The following is a 17,081-nucleotide window of genomic DNA, read 5'->3' on the forward strand; positions in this document are numbered from 1 at the left end:
GCAGCCTTGTGTTACGAAAAAGCCATGAATGCCTCATGCAGTTATTTGGCATGCCGACCCTTTCGCAGCACAAGGCTACTGCTACAGGTTGCGAGTACGACGCCCGCAACGCGGCTCCAACGCCTGTGCCAAGCGCGTTACCGCCTGTTGCAGATCATCCGGGTGCCCCCCCAACCACATCAATGCCAGGTATTGCGTGTAGCGCCCCTGCAGGCTGAACTGCTCGCCGGACAGCACATGCAACGGTGAGCCTGCCAACGCTGCGTTAATACCCTCCCACACCAGCGGCTGACGGAAGCGCACCCACAGCATCTGCCCGCCTTGCGGCATCTCCAGCACCACCCGCTGGCCGAATTGCAACGCCAGCACACGCGCCAGGCATTGCGTGCGCCTTTGCAGGTCCAGGCGTAACTGTACCCATTGCGTCTCGATTTCCCCCTTGCCCAGCATGTGCGCAAGCGCCTGCAAGCGTAGCGGCGCCAGCCGAAATGCTCGCTCGGCGAACGCCTTGGCCAACTCGGCGTCACGGCTCAGTAAATAGGCATACGGCGCTTCGGGCCCCACCGCAGCCTCGAACGTGCCCATCACCAACAGCCAACGCGGGTCCACCCAGTCGCGCAAGCGTTTGTTCGGTGGCCCGCTGTAACAGAGTTCGCTGTCCAGGTCGTTTTCCAGCAACCACACAGGGTACTGGCCAAGCAATAGACCAAGCTGCTGCTGATAGTACGGTGAAAGCAGCCGCCCTTGTGGCATGCCCAGGCACGATGGCATGACCAGCATGTTTACCGGCTCGCTCCCCAGCAACCTGGCCAAGGCAGGCAGGTCTGGGTTGCTCTGAGCATCCAGTGGCACCTCCAATACGCGCATGCCAGCACGCGCCAAGGCGCGTAAAACCTGCCAGCAACAGGGCGAATGTACCAGCACAGTACCGCCATGCAAGGCCAGCGCCGCGAGCAGTGTCTCGATCAACGCCAGCACATCGGGGGCCAGTTGCACATCATCGGCACGCCAGTACTGGCTGGAGGAGCGGGTATAGCGTTCAGCAATGGCATTGCGCAATCGGGTGCTGCCAAGCGCATCCCAGGGTGCAACGCTGCAGTCACGTTGGCGGGCCAGGCGCCGCTCGTGGCCTAGCAGAATGCGCTCCAACAGCGGCTGCGCCGGCAAGGGAGGCTGCCTGTGCGTAGCCACGGCCTGTTCTTTGCCAGCGTTATCCACGTAATAGCCCGACCTCGGCCGGCAGTGCACGCGGCCCTCTTCTTCCAGCAGGCTATAGGCATTCTGTACCGTGGCCAACGACACCCGCAGCCGCCGGGACAGCGCACGCAATGACGGTAACCGGCATGGGCCATCGCCAGCAGCCTGATCGATCAATGCTTCCAGGTAGCGATACACCTTGCGATACGCGAACTCGCCGGCGGTCGCTCGCCCCATCAAGGCAGCCCCACAAAGCCGCGCCGCCGCCCCGACGCCTGCCGCGGCAACAACCTCAGGTGCACATCGCGGCGGGCCAGATAGTTAAGCAGACGCCAGGCAGTCAGCGGCAACTGCCCGGCATAAATCGCCCGCAATTGGCCCAGCGGCATGCCACTTGTGTTCACCAACCAGGCTTTTACCGCATCGGGGCAGGGTTTGCCTTGCAAGGCCCTGTGCAGGTACGGCAACGCTACCAGCATGTCGGCATGCCGACACTGCAAGAACCGCTCGAGATTTTTCCCTGCCTGGCAAAGGGGCTGAACAGCAAGCACACCAATTGGGTCTGATTGATGCCGTAGGCTTTGCCGAGTTGCAACTGATGTGCCTCGCGCTGTTTGCTACCGGCCACCTGCCCTGCCAGCCGCAGCGCTGGACGACCAGCCTGTGGCTCCAGACTGCGCGCACGCAGTTGGTGCAACTGTGCCATGGTTAGCGAGTCGACGAATTCCGACAGTGGCAAAGCATCCGGGACGGCCTCGAAACCACACCCCAGCATGGCATCAAGCGGCTGCTCTTCAAGCAAGTGCGGCAGCAAGTCATCAAGGGCTAACAGCCGCACCGTCGCCCCTTCCGGTGCAGCACCCAATGCCGGCTCTACCAGGCTACCCTGCGCGCCACCGGCAGCGCCATGTAACCGGCCCAAGCCATTCACCAGCGCCGCCAGGCACTGGTGTACCGCATACGGACCGCGCTCCCCGGCAAGGCGCAGGCTACGCCTCGCCCACGCCAGGTATCGACGGCGCTGAAAGGCGGGTATAGCCGTGACCAATGCATCGGCGGGCGCCTCTGCCAGCAGCGCAAAACCAACGGCACCCGCCAGTTCCAGGTGCAAGCGGCTACCCAGCAGGGCTTCGGGCCTGGCATCGATCAGGTGGCCGAACATCAACATGGCGTCCTTTGCCAGTAGCCAATGCTCGGGCGTTGCCGAGGGCCGACGGCTGAACGGCACAACCGTGCACCCCTCGATCATCTGCAATTGCACCCGCGGGTCATCCTGCATGAACAAGGCGCTGAAACTGCGCTCGTGAGCCTCCAGCGTGGCACCATCGACAACCGGCAGGCTGACCACCAGCACCCGCAACTGGAAGGTCTCCGGGGCACGCAGGGCAATACTCAGTTGCGCGGCACGCAGCATGGCCAGCAGCCGGATGCCCTGGGGATCACTGCCTTGCAATACCTGCAAACGGAAGGTACCGATGTATTCGGGCCCGCCGGCAGCAACCAGCAGCCGTTGTATCAGCAACTGCAGGGAAGCACGTTGTGCCTGGGACATGTGGCTCAGCAAGCGTTCGAGCACTTGCTGGTAGATATAATGCATTGCCTGGTCGTGAATAGCAGTCACGAAATCACCTCATCAACTTCATGCAGCCAGCGAATGCCGAGCCAAACACTGGCGCGTCGACATACCCTGAACTTTTCCAGAAGAAATTTCCTACAACAAAATGAAAGTAATGACGTAACCCTTCACTGTCGCCAAGCCATCGAAAAATAACCACCACTGCGACGGCCAGCCGCTGCCACACACCGCCCTACTCCAGGCATAGCCATGCTCATTCCACGCTCCTTGCGCAAACTATCATTGGGCCATTATCGAGAGGAATTCAGAGCGAATTGAAGACACAGTTCACGGTAAAAAAACCATTCAGCAAAAGTGCGACCCCACATTGCACCCCAGAGAAAAAGAGTTCAAGCCTGAATACTTGGCGCAATATTTCCAACACCCCGAAAGTCATCGACCAGAATGTAGTCCATGTCGTATTTAATTGTAGGAACGCTCCTACTTTTTAAGACTTAAATCATTTTACCCCACGCATAAAAAAACCCGGGACGCTGCCCGGGCTTTCCGATAACACAAAGAACCGTCAGTGTTGTGCCATGTCCAGCACCACACGTCCGCCACACGGGCATTGGTCCATATAGCGATGCGCCTCCACCACCTGCTCGAACGGGTACACCTTGATGATCTGCGGTGTCAGCAACTGGTCGGCAGTGAACTGGTTGATATCGCGCAAGGCACGCTGCAGTGCCACCTGATCCTGGCTGATACCAAGTTCTGGTTTGCCGGTGAAATTGCCGATGCAGTGGACATAGAACTGAATGTTCTTCTGAAATGCCGCACAGGCCGGGAACGGCGTCTGGTTGCCGCCTTGCAGGCCATACAGCACCAGGCTACCACGCGGTGCCAGCACATCACCCAGCAGCGACATCTGCGGCCCACCCATGCCATCGAGGACCATGTCCACGCCACGGCCATCGGTGTACTTGCCAATCTGCAGCAGCAGGTCCTGCTCTTCGGTAACGATCACTTTGTCGGCACCCAGGCCCAGCAGGTACTCACGCTGCTCCGCTTCCTTGGTGGCGGCGAACACTTTCAGCCCCAGTGCCTTGCCCAGTTGCACGAAAGCAGGGCCGGCGCAATGGCTGGCATCGGTGACCAACGCAGTCTGACCCGCCTTGGCCCGCGCCAGGTCGACGTAGGCGAAATAGGCGATCAGCAGCGGCGTATAGTGCACGCTGGCCTCAATGGGGGTGAGTACATCCGGGTAGCGGGTAATGGCAGTGCGCGGCAGCACGATGACATCACCATACACCGGGTGGTCGTTGGCACTGGTGGCCGGGAAGCTGGCAACCCGATCACCGACGGCAATGTCTTCGACCCCTTCACCGACCGCAGTCACCACCCCAGCCATTTCGTGGCCGATCCCCGCTGGCAGGCGTGCCTGGGATGGTGCCAGGTTCTGGCGCCAAAGCACGTCATACCAGCTGACGCCAATCGCCTCGACGCGGATCTGTACCTCGTCGACAGCGGGTGACGGTTCGGCCTGCTCCTCGCAACGGAGCACATCGGCAGCGCCGAACTTGTGGAAACGGATCATGCGGGACATCGCATACCTCGCCTTTGTGAACCTCTAATTACCACTGACTTTATCCGGGCTTTGCTCGTTAGACCATCAGTGGTCATTAATAGTCGACATGCTTGTCATCGATTGGGCACCTGACTTTCCCTGCGATTGGTCCCCCTAAACCCGTGCAGGGTAACAGCCTTTGGCCTTAAGATTCACCCCTGCCCCACTTTAGGCGAAGCACACCGATGAATCGAAACGACCTGCGTCGCGTAGACCTCAACCTGCTGATCGTGTTCGAAACGCTGATGCACGAGCGCAGCGTGACCCGTGCCGCGGAAAAACTGTTCCTCGGCCAACCGGCCATCAGCGCAGCCTTGTCGCGCTTGCGCAACCTGTTCGACGACCCGCTGTTCGTGCGCACCGGCCGCAGCATGGAGCCATCGGCACGGGCCCACGAGATCTTCGCCCTGCTGTCGCCGGCGCTGGATTCGATTTCCACGGCGGTCAGCCGCGCCGCCGAATTCGACCCAGCCACCAGCAACGCAGTGTTCCGCATCGGCCTCTCGGATGACGCCGAGTTCGCCTTGCTGCCGCAACTGCTCAAGCGTATTCGCGCCGAAGCCCCTGGTATCGTGCTGGTGGTGCGACGGGTCAACTACCTGCTGATGCCCACGCTGCTGGCCTCGGGCGAGATTTCGGTGGGTGTCAGCTACACCAGCGAACTGCCGGCCAATGCAAAGCGCAAGGTGCTGCGCCGCAGCATGCCTAAACTGCTGCGGGCCGACAGCGTACCCGGCAACATCACCCTGGACGACTTCTGCGCACGGCCGCATGCACTGGTGTCGTTTGCCGGGGACCTGTCTGGCTTCATCGATGAAGCCCTGGAAGAACTTGGCCGCAAGCGGCATGTCGTGCTGGCGGTGCCGCAGTTCAACGGGCTGGGGAGCTTGCTGGCGGGCACCGATATCGTCGCCACGGTGCCGGACTACACCGCAGAGGCGTTGACGGCGGCGGGCGGGTTGCGCGCCGAGGACTTGCCCATACCCGTGCGCAGTTTCGAACTGCACATGGCCTGGCGCGGGGCGCAGGACAACGACCCGGCGGAGCGGTGGCTGCGGTCGCGGATACAGATGTTCTTCGGGGACCCCGATAGTCTGTGAGTGAATTCCACTGAGCTCCATAAAGCCAATAAAAATCAGTACTTTATGATAATTGGAATCCACAGCCACCCGTCAGGTCCACTGGTTTCCGCAGCGCTTGGGGGCATACTTGGGGGCAACAGCTGGATTTGTAAAAGTGATGCCCCCAAATGATATCCCCAGAAAAATCACCGATTTTCAGGCGGAAACTTAGCGACGCCTACATTCGCGCCTTGACCGAACCAGGCAAATACACAGACGGTGAGATGCCTGGCCTTTACCTGGAGTCAGGGCGTCGCGCAAGAGCGGAAAACCTGTATCCAAACACTGGCGATTGAAGTACCGACTGCACGGCAAGGAAAATCGCTACTCGATTGGCGCTTACCCAGAGGTAGGGCTAAAGGCTGCCCGAGAATCTGCGCTGAGCGCACGGCGAGACATTGCCAACTCCATAGCTCCCCTGAAAGCCAAAACTTCCAAAATCGAAGCCCTACTACTGAACGAAGAGCGCACCTTCGAATATGTGGCTGAGCAATGGCTCACCTTCAAATCCGGGGATTTGGTCAGCAAATCGCTTGCTGGATTTCGAGGTGCACTAGACCACCATGTCCTCCCAGCGATAGGTAAAAAACCGGTCACCGAGATCAAACTGGAGCACATTGGCTCGATCCTCACCACGCTTCGGCGGCGAGGTACCATGGCAATGGCCAAGCGTGTACGCACGATCATTCGGGCTGTACTGGGTTTTGCCGAAGGGCGCGGTTGGGTAGATCGAAACGTCTCGTTAAGCAATATTGAGGAGCTCAAAGTCCGGCATGTAGTGACTAGCAACCCTGCGATAGAAAGACCTGCCGACCTTGGCAAATTTCAGAATCCCACACCTGATGTCTAGGCTGTAGCCGTATGCTCAAGTGGAGTTCCTGAACTGAGGCTTGGAGGTATCTACGAAATCAGGGGTGATTCAAAAGCCGCCACAGCTCCTCCCTCATCCTCACGCCACAACTAGGCGCAGGCGGCCTATTCTCTTGAAAGCGGTACCTTTTCAGTCCACCATGGAAAAAATTGCCACGCACTCAAAGCCCTCCTCTGCCTAGCAGACTACACATTCAAAAAATCGACCTTTCCAGATGATGAAGATAGAGAACTACAAAGCGATCGCTGACAGCATTGCGCTGCTGCTCTTCCCTCATGCGGAAGTCATCGTCCATGAGGTTGAAAGCCAAACCGTCGTTCACATAGCCAACAATTTCTCCAAGCGGCAGCTGGGAGACGATTCGGCACTTGACCAGGAACTCGGCGATTTTCGTAGCTCCGCTAGCATTGGCCCGTATGAGAAGGTCAATTGGGATGGGCAGAAAATCCGCTCGATCACCAGCGTTCTGTACGATCAGCACGGAGAAGCCGAATATCTCCTCTGCATCAATCTGAATTTCTCGGTACTGGAGCAAGCACGCGAAGCGCTGGATGCATTCTTCCAGGTCAGCCGCTTGATCCCGCAACCCGACTCGCTGTTCAAAGATGATTGGCAGGAACGGATAAACACGTTCCTACACAGCTGGCTCAAAGAACGAAATCTGTCATTGCGCACACTGAAAATGAATGATAAGCGAACCCTCGTTGAGGCCCTCCACGCGGAGGGCGCATTCGAGGGCCGAAGTGGTGCGGACTACGTGGCCAACGTACTAAGCATGGGCCGGGCAACCGTCTACAAGTACCTCAAGGAACTGAGAGCCTAGCTCTCGCTCGCACGCGAGGTCCGCCTTTGATTAGTCGGCCTCACTCTCCACCGTAGCGCAAGACCTTTCGGTCGACGGCCATCACTCCGATCTTACGCTTCAGGCTAGGCAAACGGACCTCGCCCACAATCATGTCCATCACCATGATGGCAGGCCTCCACTGTGCTGTTTATGGAAGACGGGTACGACTGGGATAGACATAAAGATATCCATTAGAGATTTTTCCTCCACGCGCTGCCGTTGCTACACGAGCACCGTGAAAGCACTGATTTAGGCGGTACTAGCTCACCCGAATCTGAGTCGGGACCGGCGTAAATTGGGAATCCGAGCGCCTGAGGGGCCTTGTCGAATAGAGATAACAAGTCTATTGTGGATAAATATTCCACGAAAGAGCCTTGCATGATGTCTATTCAGACTCGCTTCACGGACCTGCCCCCCCTCGGGCCCGGTAATACGGTCCGCCTGCTCACCCATGAATTCAGCGGACAGGAATCTGCCCGTAGTGCCTATATCCAAGCCGGCCTTCATGCTGACGAGCATCCAGGGCTGCTTGCTCTTTGGCATCTGCAGGAAATGCTTGTTGACCTGCACCAGGAAGGTCGAATCTTGGGCAAGATCGTGATCTGTCCATTCGCTAATCCAGTGGGAATGACACAAAACGTACTCGGGTTCTGGACCGGCCGCTTCAACTTAGCCAACGGTGAAAACTTCAATCGCAATTTTCCAGATCTCATCCCGTTGCTGGAAGCTCAGCACATCGACAGCAGTGCTGCGATGCCGGAGCAGAAGTTACAGGAAGCGATTGCCGCACTGCCGGCCACGGACACCGTCAGCGCGCTGCGCAAAGCACTCTTGAGCGAAGCGCTCCAGCATGACGTCGTGCTGGATCTGCATTGCGATACCGCAGGTGTGCTGCACCTGTACGCGAATGAGGCCCAACGTGAACGGGCAACGAGACTTGCTGCCTGCATGAACATCGATGTTGTCTTTCTCGAGCATTCAGCGGGTGGCCAACCATTCGATGAGTCGTGCAACCGCCCATGGAATTGGCTCATCGACCAAGGGTTGAGCCCCCAGGAAGAGCGTCTTTTCGCCGCCAGCATCGAGCTTCGTGGGCAAGCAGATGTGGACGACGAATTAGCCCGGGAGGACGCGAAAGGAATTCTGAATTTCCTGGCAAGCGAGGGGCTCTTGCGACTCGACGACCAGCCGCTTGTGAAACGCTCACCTCAAGTTTACCCACTCGAGGGCGCAAGCCATCTGCCCTCACCAGGGCATGGTCTGCTGGCATGGAAAAAACGTCCTGGGGACAGCGTCTCGAAGGGCGAATTGATCGCCGAGCTCGTTTCGATCGACGCCTCGATCGGCACCCGAGAACGCCCATTCACAGCGATGTAGATGGTGTTCTCGTGGTTCAACCGCTCTTTAAGCTGGTACGAGCTGGCCAACGCGTTGCACTGCTTGCCGGTACCGAACCGCTGCCCAATCGACAAGCCGGCCAATTGCTCAATCACTTCTGAATTTACCAAGGGTCAAAAAATGACTGTCGACGCCAAATACCTGCTTTCGCTATACGAGGCAATTGCCGAAGCGCACCAAGCACTGCGCCCGGCAGTGAGTGTCACACCACTTGCCCACAGCGCACGCCTGTCCGCCATGACAGGATGCGAGGTTTTCCTCAAATGTGAGCACCTTCAGCACACGGGCTCCTTCAAGTTCCGCGGGGCCAGCAACAAGATCCGGTTACTGCCTGAAGCGCAGCGCAAGCTTGGGGTGATCACTGCGTCGTCGGGGAACCACGGGCAAGGTCTGGCACTCGCCGGCAAAGTGCTGGGGGTACCGGTCACGGTCTATACCACGACCTCTGCGTCCCCGTACAAGCTGGATGCCATCCGGGCCCTTGGTGCCAAAGTCGTCAGCCTCGACATGGATCCGCTGAGTGTAGAGCTGGAAGCAGCTCGTCAGGCCGAGATCCAAGGCAAGCCTTTCGTGTCGCCCTACAACGATCCAGAAATCATCGCGGGCCAAGGCACGATCGGAATCGAGCTCTTCGAACAGGCACCGGACCTGGATGCGGTATTCGTCGCCGTTGGCGGTGGCGGAATGATTTCCGGGATCGGGGCTGCCTTGCGCGCGCTGAGCCCGAAGATCGACATCATTGGTTGCTGGCCAGCTAACGCCCCCACCATGCAGAAATCCCTCGAAGCTGGCGAAATCATCGAAATGGAAGAAGACGACACCATTTCCGATGGCACTGCCGGTGGCATCGAGCCAGGCAGCATCACCTTCCCCCTCTGCCAGAGCCTGCTGACGCGGACAGTGCTGGTCAGTGAGGAAGAAATCAAAGCGGCGATGCGCGATGTCGCTAGCTGCGAACGCTGGATCATCGAGGGCGCTGCCGGCGTCGCGGTGGCCAGCACGCAAAAACTGGCAGAGGAATACCGGGGCAAGCGTGTCGCGGTGGTCATTTGCGGCCGCAACATCCTTCTCGAAAAGTTCCTTGGGGCAGTTCAATGAAAGTCTTTAGCAAAGAGCAAATCATCTCTCAACTCAACTTGGAACGGGCAGTACAGCGCCTGGAAGAAGGTTTTGTTGCCTTTTCCGCCGGCAAGGTTCAGGTGCCACCGGTTCAAGCATTTGCGTTCACTGCTGCGAATGGTGACTGCTGTGTGAAGTCGGCATACGTGGAAGGCAGCGACACCTTCACCGTGAAAATTTCGACCGGTTTCTACGACAATCCGTCCAAAGGCCTGGAAAGCAACGACGGCCTGATGATGGTGCTGTCTGCTAGGACTGGACGGCCACTCGCGCTGATGCAGGATGAAGGTTGGCTGACATGCATCCGCACCGCATTGGCTGGCCGTATCGCAGCCCGTCTGCTGGCTCCCAAAAACGTCAAAGCTATCGGCATTCTCGGCGCCGGCATGCAGGCGCGGATGCAACTGGAGCAACTAGGTGCTGTTATTACGTGCCGCAAGGTCATCGTATGGGGCCGCAGTGAGCCCGAGCTCGAAGCCTACAAGGCCTTCGCCACCGAGCTGGGGTATCAGGTGCAGACCACCAAAAACGCCGCTGATGTTGCCCGCGCCGCGAACCTTATCGTCAGCGCAACCCCTTCCCGCGAACCTCTGCTGATGAGCGAGTGGGTACAGCCTGGCACTCACATCACCGCTGTCGGCGCCGACGCTGCAGGCAAACAGGAGCTCGACGCCGCGCTCGTCGCACGGGCAGACCGCATCATCGTCGACTCGATTTATCAGTGCAGCCAATACGGCGAGATTTCTCATGCACTCAACGCCGGCTTGATCGGTGAAAGCCAACTGGCTGAACTGGGTGCACTGCTTGCTGGCAAAGTACGTGGCCGTGAAAACGACGATCAGATCACCCTGGTTGATCTGACCGGTGTGGCCGTCCAGGACGCTCAGATTTCGAGCTGTGCATTGGCCTCCATGCAAGGCTGATTCTCCCTTCCCTTCGCACTCTCGCGCCCAGCTCTCAGGGCGCGGGGTGCACTACTGCTGGAGTGACGTCATGAAAATAAAAAAACTCTCCATCCTCTTCTCAAGTTCAATATTTGCGCTTTTCTTGGCCTCCCACGCCGGAGCGGCCGATAGCTTGCGCATTGGCATCGAAGCCGCCTATCCGCCCTTTGCATCGAAAACCGGTAACGGCGAGATCGTTGGCTTCGACTACGACATCGGTAATGCTCTGTGTGCGCAAATGCAGGTCAAGTGTCAGTGGGTCGAACAAGAGTTCGATGGGCTGATCCCCTCATTGAAGGTAAGGAAGATCGACGCCATTCTCTCGTCGCTGACCATCAGCGAGGAGCGAAAAAAATCCGTTGATTTCACCAATCGTTACTACCAAGCCGCCGGGCGAATCGTGATGAAGGAAGGGGCCGACCTGGGGACCCATTTTTCAGGGCTGGTCGGTAAACGAGTGGGCGTGCAGCGAGCAGGCATTCACGACCGCTTCGTAACAAAAGTACTGGCGCCGATCGGGGCACAGGTCATTCGCTACGCCTCGCTGAATGAAGCCTACCTGGACCTGATTGCCGGGCGACTGGATGCGGTGCAAGGTGACGATGTGGCTGTGCAGATCGGGTTCCTTGATACCCCGAATGGCAAAGGCTACGCGTTCGCAGGTGAACCGTTGAGAGACCCTGAATACTTTGGCGAGGGTGTAGGTATCGCCGTGCGCAAAGGTGACAAAGGGTTAGCGGACCGCTTCAACCAGGCTCTAGCGGCCATCCGCGCAAACGGCGAATACAAAGCCATTCAAGATCAGTACTTCAAGTTCGACATCTACGGCGAGTAAAAGACCAGCCTCACAGTTCGAATAAATTAAGGCGCTGATAACGATAAATAAGGCGGCCCTGATGAATCTTGACTCTCTGGAAACAACTGCTCTCAACGAGATGCTAGAGGCCTTTGAGCAGTGCTCTAGCGAAGTGGTAGAACGCCAAGTAACTTCTTCAGGCTTCTTCACAGTCATAAAATGTGAAAGACCAATCTTACCTTTTACTCAGGAAAGTGAACGCACGTGGCAGTTCTCGCATCCTGACTTGATAGATGGTGGATTCTTCGTATGCTGGCCACTGAGCGATGTTGAGCTTTGCCTTGAGGCTGTTTCTAACTCGGGGCGCTGGCCTTTAGAGGTCACCGCGATCCAAGCACCACACCCCCCTTTGCGATAACTAGTAAGACCGGTTGACGATGGCGCAGCCGGCCTTCTCTCCTCTTCGCCCCTTCAGTTAACAGAACCATAAAGCTGGCTTAACCAACTAAGCGTATACCGCTGCCTTTTTCGAGGATAACCTTCACTGGTAGCAACACACAATAAGTACAACGTGTACCTCGCTCAATTCGCTACTGCCCATCTCTTACGCCAACAAAAATTACGAGGACAGTTAAATGTCCCGTGGAGATAGCAAATGCCCACCTCTTCGGTTGAACCGCGTCAGCCCGCTTTGCTCGAAAAACGCTCTATCGACCATATTCCAGAATCAGAACGACATGGCAGCCTCTATAGCCAATTCACGCTATGGCTCGGCTGCAACCTGCAAATTACCGCACTGTTGACCGGCTCCCTTGCGGTCGTTCTGGGCGGTGACGTGTTCTGGTCGCTGATCGGACTGTTGGTCGGCCAGATATTTGGCGGCGCCGTCATGGCCCTTCATGCCGCTCAAGGGCCGAAGCTCGGCCTGCCCCAGATGATCTCAAGTCGAGTCCAGTTTGGCGTATACGGGGCAACGATTCCTATCGTGCTGGTCGCCCTCATGTACCTGGGCTTCAACGCTACAGGCGCCATCCTCTCCGGCCAGGCCGTGGCGCAATTAGTTGGGGTGAGCAACAGTGGCGGCATTCTGATTTTTGCTGGGCTGACCATGCTCATGACGATCATGGGCTACCGCTTCATTCACATCGCAGGTCGCGCAGCGAGCGTGGTGGGTGTCATCGCGTTCTGCTATCTGTTTGTCCGCCTGACGATGACCAATGATATCGGCCAGCTCCTGGCAATTCGTCACTTTGACTGGGGTAGCTTCCTGCTCGCCGTGTCGCTTTCGGCTTCATGGCAAATCGCGTATGGCCCGTACGTCGCGGACTACTCTCGCTACCTTCCAAGCAAAACATCGCCTCTCAAAACCATTTTGGCTGTCGGGTTGGGCTCAGTGATCGGCGCGCAAGTTTCTATGGTACTTGGCGTGTTCGCAGCCGCGTTGGCCGGGGCCAGCTTCGCTGGTCATGAGGTATCCGTCATCGTAGGGCTCGGCAGCACGGGCCTGGCAGCAGCGCTGATCTATTTCAGCATCGCATTTGGCAAGCTCACCATCTCGACACTCAACGCGTACGGCAGCTTCATGTGCGCCGCCACGGTCATCAGCGGTTTCCGTGGCGATGTGGCAATCAGCGCGGCTCAAAGGGTTTGCTTTGTGTTGTGCATCGTCGGCGCATCCACGACAGTGGCATTGCTCGGAGAGGATTCGTTCATCGGAACCTTCAAATCATTCATATTGTTCCTGCTTGCCTTCTTCACGCCATGGAGCGCGATTAACCTTGTTGACTTCTACTTCATCAACAAGGAGCAATATAACCTCAACGCTTTGTTCGACCCCAACGGGCAGTATGGCCGCTGGAACATGGTGGGGATTGGCACTTACATCCTCGGTGTTCTGATCCAGATGCCCTTTATCTCGACCAGCCTGTACACCGGCCCCTTGGTCGAGAAAATGGGCGGAGTAGATATCTCCTGGATTATTGGGCTTATCATCCCCGGCGTTGTGTATTACATCTTTGCGAAACGAAACGTGTCGACTATGCTTGCCCAGGCACACCCCAATACTTAACAGCATGTGCCAAAGCAGGCCACTAGCGCCTGCTTTGGCATCACTCAGCCCATCAATGATATAGCTACGCCGCCCACGGTTCACTTTCACTTTTGGATAAGCCAGCTTTCGTAATTGGCGATTTATTTGAGCGCAAGCTATTCATACTCTGGCCTGGCTAAAGAGTAACAACAAAAAAGCATACAGCATTGCCCCATCCTCCCGGGCTATTGCCTTGCCTGCCGTTATTACTCAAACGGTTTTACCTGTAACTCGCTCCTTAATGACAAACATAAAAAGTCGACCAATATAGGTCGACGTGGAGACCTACATGACTAACAAAAACCCACAGCCTATTGATGCGGCCCTGGTGCCACGCTTCGCAGGCATCCCCACGTTCATGCGGCTACCGGCCTTCGAAGACCCGACCCAGGTTCGTATTGGCTTGGTAGGTGTACCTTGGGATGGCGGTACCACCAACCGTGCCGGCGCACGCCATGGACCTCGTGAAGTGCGGAACATGTCCAGCCTCATGCGCAAGGTTCATCACGTGAGCCGCATCGCGCCCTACGACTTGGTCCGCGTCGGAGATCTAGGCGATGCGCCCGTCAACCCGATCGACCTACTCGACTCGCTGAAGCAGATCGAAGGGTTCTTCAGCAAACTGCACCAGGCTGGCGTCATCCCCTTGTCTGTTGGCGGCGATCATCTGGTCACCTTGCCGATCTTCCGTGCACTCGCCCGTCACCGCCCAATCGGTATGGTGCATTTCGATGCTCACTCCGACACCAATGATCGTTATTTCGGCAACAACCCCTATACCCATGGCACGCCCTTCCGCCGAGCGATTGAAGAAGGTCTGCTGGACCCGCGACGCACCGTGCAAATCGGCATTCGCGGCTCGATCTACTCTGCCGAAGATGAAGCATTCGCTGAGGAGTGTGGGATCCGAGTGATCCACATGGAGGAGTTCTGCGATCTCGGTGTGGAGGGCACCCTGGCAGAGGTTCGCCGAGTGGTTGGCGACGATCCTACCTACATCAGCTTCGACGTAGATGTCTTGGATCCGGCATTCGCACCTGGAACTGGCACACCAGAAATTGGCGGGATGACAACGCTGCAGGCCCAACAAATGATCCGCGGTCTGCGCGGTTTGAACCTGGTCGGTGCTGACGTCGTTGAGGTTTCCCCACCGTTTGACCTGGGAGGCGCCACAGCACTCGTCGGCGCAACGATGATGTTCGAACTGCTCTGCATACTCGCGGATGCTCTGGCTGACCACGCCTAAGTCGAGGAGAAGCCATCATGAGCTTCAGCGACTTCATCGGTTACGACCGGCAGGGTGAGGTTCGAGAGATCGATACCACCCTGTCCAAGGGACGCTTGAGCACGCTCAACGTCTGTGCCAACACACTGGCCTTCAATGGTCCTGCGTGGGTCGGGGTATCGTCGATGCCCCTGCTTTACACGCTGTCTGGAGAACTGGCTCCACTGTCGATTCTCGCTGCGTACTTCTTCCCGATGATGGTGATCGCCTTCAGCCTTGTGTACCTGGTTCGAAGGGCGCCTGCAGCAGGTGGCGTGTTTGTGTTCAGCAAACGCTATCTGACACCAGGAGCGGCCACCATTCTTGGCTGGACGTACGTGATCATGTGCTTCAGCGTGACCGCGATGTGCGCGCTAGTCGGGGCGCAATACGCACAAAGCCTCCTCGGCCTTGATGGTTCAGCTCATACCGGGCAGGTCGTGGCCAGCACGATGCTCCTCGTATTCATGGTGCTGAATCTGAGGGGTGTTGAGGCTACTGCCAAAGTTGCCATCTGCTTGCTGGCCCTCGAACTCGCAGTGCTCTTGGGGCTGGGTTTGGCAGGCATCATCCATCCACAAGTACCCAGTGCAGGCGTGCTGAGCTCCTACCTGCCCTCGTCACTGGACAGCTTCTGGACGGCCATTGGCCCAGGCATGTTATTTGGGATGTGGATGCTCGCGCAGTTCGACTCTTCGATCAATTTCATTGAAGAGGCCAAAACCCCCGTGAGAACCATCCAGCGGTCATTCTTGCTGACGCTGACTGCAATGCTGGTGATCTACTCGATGGCAGCTATCGGCTGGAAAATGGCAGTCCCTGCCAGCACCCTCGCCGGCATGTTCGCCGACAGCGCACAAGCAATCGGCAGCATTGCACAGCTATACCTGCCCTCCTGGCTGCTTTGGTTACCGACCCTGGTAATCATCACGTCAGCTTGCAACTGTTTGAACATCTCGCTGAATGCTGGGGTTCGCGCAGGCTATCGCATGAGTCGCGATGGCGAGTTGCCGGCGGCGCTGGAGAAGTTAAACCCGAGGCGGGTTCCTGCGCGACTGACCGTGATTGGCACTGTCTGTGGGTTGGCAATGATCTGGGCGAAACCGGTGAGCGACTTGCAGTGGTACTACGATGTGGTGTCGATCACCATGATGATCTCCTATGGCACGATGATCCTCTGCTTCATCTTCGCGGTCTTCCGCGAGCAGCCGCTTGGTAAAGCCTTCGCAATGTCCGGCTTGCCAGCCTTGGCGCTGCTGACTCTCGCCTACATCGCCTACACCGCAGGCGCCCAACCTGCGGACCCTGCCTATCTCTATCACGCCTGGTACTGCGGCATCGTCATCATCGCCAGCGGTGCGGTCGTGCTCACTTACAACCGACTGCGCCGAAAGGCGCCTTCACAAAGGATCGTTTCCCCATGACCATGTGGCCTGATCGAAAACGTTTCGCTGTAACCCTGAGCTTTGACCTGGATGCTGAAACGGCATGGGAATCGTCCAGCCTGGATGGGCGCCGGCTGACCTTGCGCTCGATGGGCGCCTATGGCCGTCGCGTGGGTGTACCCCGCATTCTCGAGCTACTTGCGAAGTACGACGTCCGTGCCCAGTTCTACATCCCGGCCTTGATCGCCGAGATGGACCCAAATGTCGTTCGCGCAATCGCAGAAGCCGGGCATGGCATTGGCTGTCATGGGTATTTCCACGAACGCGTCGACGAACAAACACCAGAGCAGAACCTGCGCATCCTCCGCGATAGCAAAGCAGTGCTAGAGCGGACCATTGGACGCGAGGTGAATCACTATCGTGCTCCGGTTTGGGAAATCACGCCGGATGTCATCAGCTCACTGGTCGAGCTCGGGTTCAGAACCGATAGCAGCCTGATGGGTGATGACCGTCCCTATCTGGTAGGCGGCGAGCCAGGGCAACTTCTAGAGTTGCCGGTCAGTTGGGCGTTGGATGACTGGGAACAATTTGCCTACTCCGCGGAGCCTGCCGTGGGGGGCGTGATCGAGGCGCCGGACAAGGTCTTGAGTCTCTGGACCGCAGAGATAGAAGGCATGCACGCGTATGGCGGCCATTTCATTCTCACCATGCATCCACAGCTGATTGGCAGGCCATCAAGGCTCCTGATGTTGGAGCGCCTGATCCAATGCATTCAACAGCATGACGACGCCTGGTGGTGCACGCCTGACGACGTGTACGAACAGGTGCGCAAGGGCGCGCTGGATCTGCCCGTTCACCCCTACTGAGA

General features: G+C 57.7%; 12 protein-coding genes and 2 pseudogenes. 11 read left to right on the forward strand and 3 right to left on the reverse strand.

All coding sequences use genetic code 11. The features are described 5' to 3' along the window. Positions 1-81: 81 nt before the first annotated feature. The 3 genes and pseudogenes from AB5975_25570 to AB5975_25580 all read right to left on the reverse strand — a co-directional run bounded on the left by AB5975_25570 (position 82) and on the right by AB5975_25580 (position 4,361). Positions 82-1,434, reverse strand: a complete 1,353-nt coding sequence (locus AB5975_25570; protein ID XDR19821.1) for a GntR family transcriptional regulator — start codon at positions 1,432-1,434, stop codon at positions 82-84. Further along, a pseudogene (locus AB5975_25575) lies at positions 1,434-2,818 on the reverse strand (hypothetical protein). The gene AB5975_25570 and the pseudogene AB5975_25575 overlap by 1 nt, the downstream one beginning before the upstream one ends. Positions 2,819-3,338: 520 nt before the next feature. Then, on the reverse strand, positions 3,339-4,361 hold the full coding sequence (locus AB5975_25580; protein XDR19822.1) for a zinc-dependent alcohol dehydrogenase family protein: 1,023 nt from the start codon (positions 4,359-4,361) through the stop codon (positions 3,339-3,341). A 206-nt stretch (positions 4,362-4,567) separates the two neighbouring features. On the opposite strand from AB5975_25580, the gene AB5975_25585 reads away from it, so the two are divergent. From AB5975_25585 to AB5975_25635, 11 genes and pseudogenes are all read left to right on the forward strand, one after another. Further along, complete coding sequence (locus AB5975_25585) at positions 4,568-5,482, forward strand: LysR family transcriptional regulator (GenBank protein XDR19823.1); 915 nt, start codon at positions 4,568-4,570, stop codon at positions 5,480-5,482. Between the two features lie 152 nt (positions 5,483-5,634). Continuing rightward, positions 5,635-6,329, forward strand: a pseudogene (locus tag AB5975_25590) (tyrosine-type recombinase/integrase). Positions 6,330-6,591: 262 nt separating this feature from the next. Further along, complete coding sequence (locus tag AB5975_25595; GenBank protein ID XDR23032.1) at positions 6,592-7,197, forward strand: transcriptional regulator; 606 nt, start codon at positions 6,592-6,594, stop codon at positions 7,195-7,197. A 399-nt stretch (positions 7,198-7,596) separates the two neighbouring features. After that, a complete protein-coding gene (locus tag AB5975_25600; GenBank protein XDR19824.1) occupies positions 7,597-8,595 on the forward strand; it encodes a succinylglutamate desuccinylase/aspartoacylase family protein in 999 nt (332 codons plus the stop codon). A gap of 141 nt (positions 8,596-8,736) precedes the next feature. Beyond that, the gene (locus tag AB5975_25605; GenBank protein ID XDR23033.1) at positions 8,737-9,714 is read left to right on the forward strand and encodes a threonine/serine dehydratase; all 978 of its coding nucleotides are present in this window, start codon (positions 8,737-8,739) and stop codon (positions 9,712-9,714) included. Continuing rightward, positions 9,711-10,658, forward strand: coding sequence for an ornithine cyclodeaminase family protein (locus tag AB5975_25610; protein ID XDR19825.1), 948 nt, complete (start codon positions 9,711-9,713; stop codon positions 10,656-10,658). The genes AB5975_25605 and AB5975_25610 overlap by 4 nt, the downstream gene beginning before the upstream one ends. Before the next feature lie 76 nt (positions 10,659-10,734). Beyond that, positions 10,735-11,514 carry an ABC transporter substrate-binding protein gene (locus AB5975_25615; protein XDR23034.1) on the forward strand — a complete coding sequence of 260 codons (780 nt, stop codon included), beginning with the start codon at positions 10,735-10,737 and terminating at the stop codon, positions 11,512-11,514. A gap of 616 nt (positions 11,515-12,130) precedes the next feature. Then, the gene (locus AB5975_25620; protein ID XDR19826.1) at positions 12,131-13,543 is read left to right on the forward strand and encodes a cytosine permease; all 1,413 of its coding nucleotides are present in this window, start codon (positions 12,131-12,133) and stop codon (positions 13,541-13,543) included. Between the two features lie 310 nt (positions 13,544-13,853). Next, the gene (speB, locus tag AB5975_25625; protein XDR19827.1) at positions 13,854-14,810 is read left to right on the forward strand and encodes an agmatinase; all 957 of its coding nucleotides are present in this window, start codon (positions 13,854-13,856) and stop codon (positions 14,808-14,810) included. A gap of 17 nt (positions 14,811-14,827) precedes the next feature. Further along, the gene (locus AB5975_25630) at positions 14,828-16,252 is read left to right on the forward strand and encodes an APC family permease (GenBank protein ID XDR19828.1); all 1,425 of its coding nucleotides are present in this window, start codon (positions 14,828-14,830) and stop codon (positions 16,250-16,252) included. Further along, positions 16,249-17,079 (forward strand): polysaccharide deacetylase, encoded by an 831-nt coding sequence (locus AB5975_25635; protein XDR19829.1) that lies wholly within the window; start codon positions 16,249-16,251, stop codon positions 17,077-17,079. Before AB5975_25630 ends, AB5975_25635 begins: the two co-directional genes overlap by 4 nt. Positions 17,080-17,081 lie beyond the last annotated feature (2 nt).

This window comes from Pseudomonas putida (assembly GCA_041071465.1).
GTDB classification, from domain to species: Bacteria; Pseudomonadota; Gammaproteobacteria; order Pseudomonadales; family Pseudomonadaceae; genus Aquipseudomonas; species Aquipseudomonas putida_P.

Coding starts and splice junctions, on each gene's coding strand:
- AB5975_25630 (XDR19828.1), top strand. CDS start 14,828: ATGAGCTTCAGCGACTTCATCGGTTACGACCGGCAGGGTGAGGTTCGA.
- AB5975_25620 (XDR19826.1), top strand. CDS start 12,131: ATGCCCACCTCTTCGGTTGAACCGCGTCAGCCCGCTTTGCTCGAAAAA.
- AB5975_25585 (XDR19823.1), top strand. CDS start 4,568: ATGAATCGAAACGACCTGCGTCGCGTAGACCTCAACCTGCTGATCGTG.
- AB5975_25635 (XDR19829.1), top strand. CDS start 16,249: ATGACCATGTGGCCTGATCGAAAACGTTTCGCTGTAACCCTGAGCTTT.
- AB5975_25600 (XDR19824.1), top strand. CDS start 7,597: ATGATGTCTATTCAGACTCGCTTCACGGACCTGCCCCCCCTCGGGCCC.
- AB5975_25605 (XDR23033.1), top strand. CDS start 8,737: ATGACTGTCGACGCCAAATACCTGCTTTCGCTATACGAGGCAATTGCC.
- AB5975_25570 (XDR19821.1), bottom strand. CDS start 1,434: ATGGGGCGAGCGACCGCCGGCGAGTTCGCGTATCGCAAGGTGTATCGC.
- AB5975_25610 (XDR19825.1), top strand. CDS start 9,711: ATGAAAGTCTTTAGCAAAGAGCAAATCATCTCTCAACTCAACTTGGAA.
- AB5975_25595 (XDR23032.1), top strand. CDS start 6,592: ATGAAGATAGAGAACTACAAAGCGATCGCTGACAGCATTGCGCTGCTG.
- AB5975_25580 (XDR19822.1), bottom strand. CDS start 4,361: ATGTCCCGCATGATCCGTTTCCACAAGTTCGGCGCTGCCGATGTGCTC.
- speB (XDR19827.1), top strand. CDS start 13,854: ATGACTAACAAAAACCCACAGCCTATTGATGCGGCCCTGGTGCCACGC.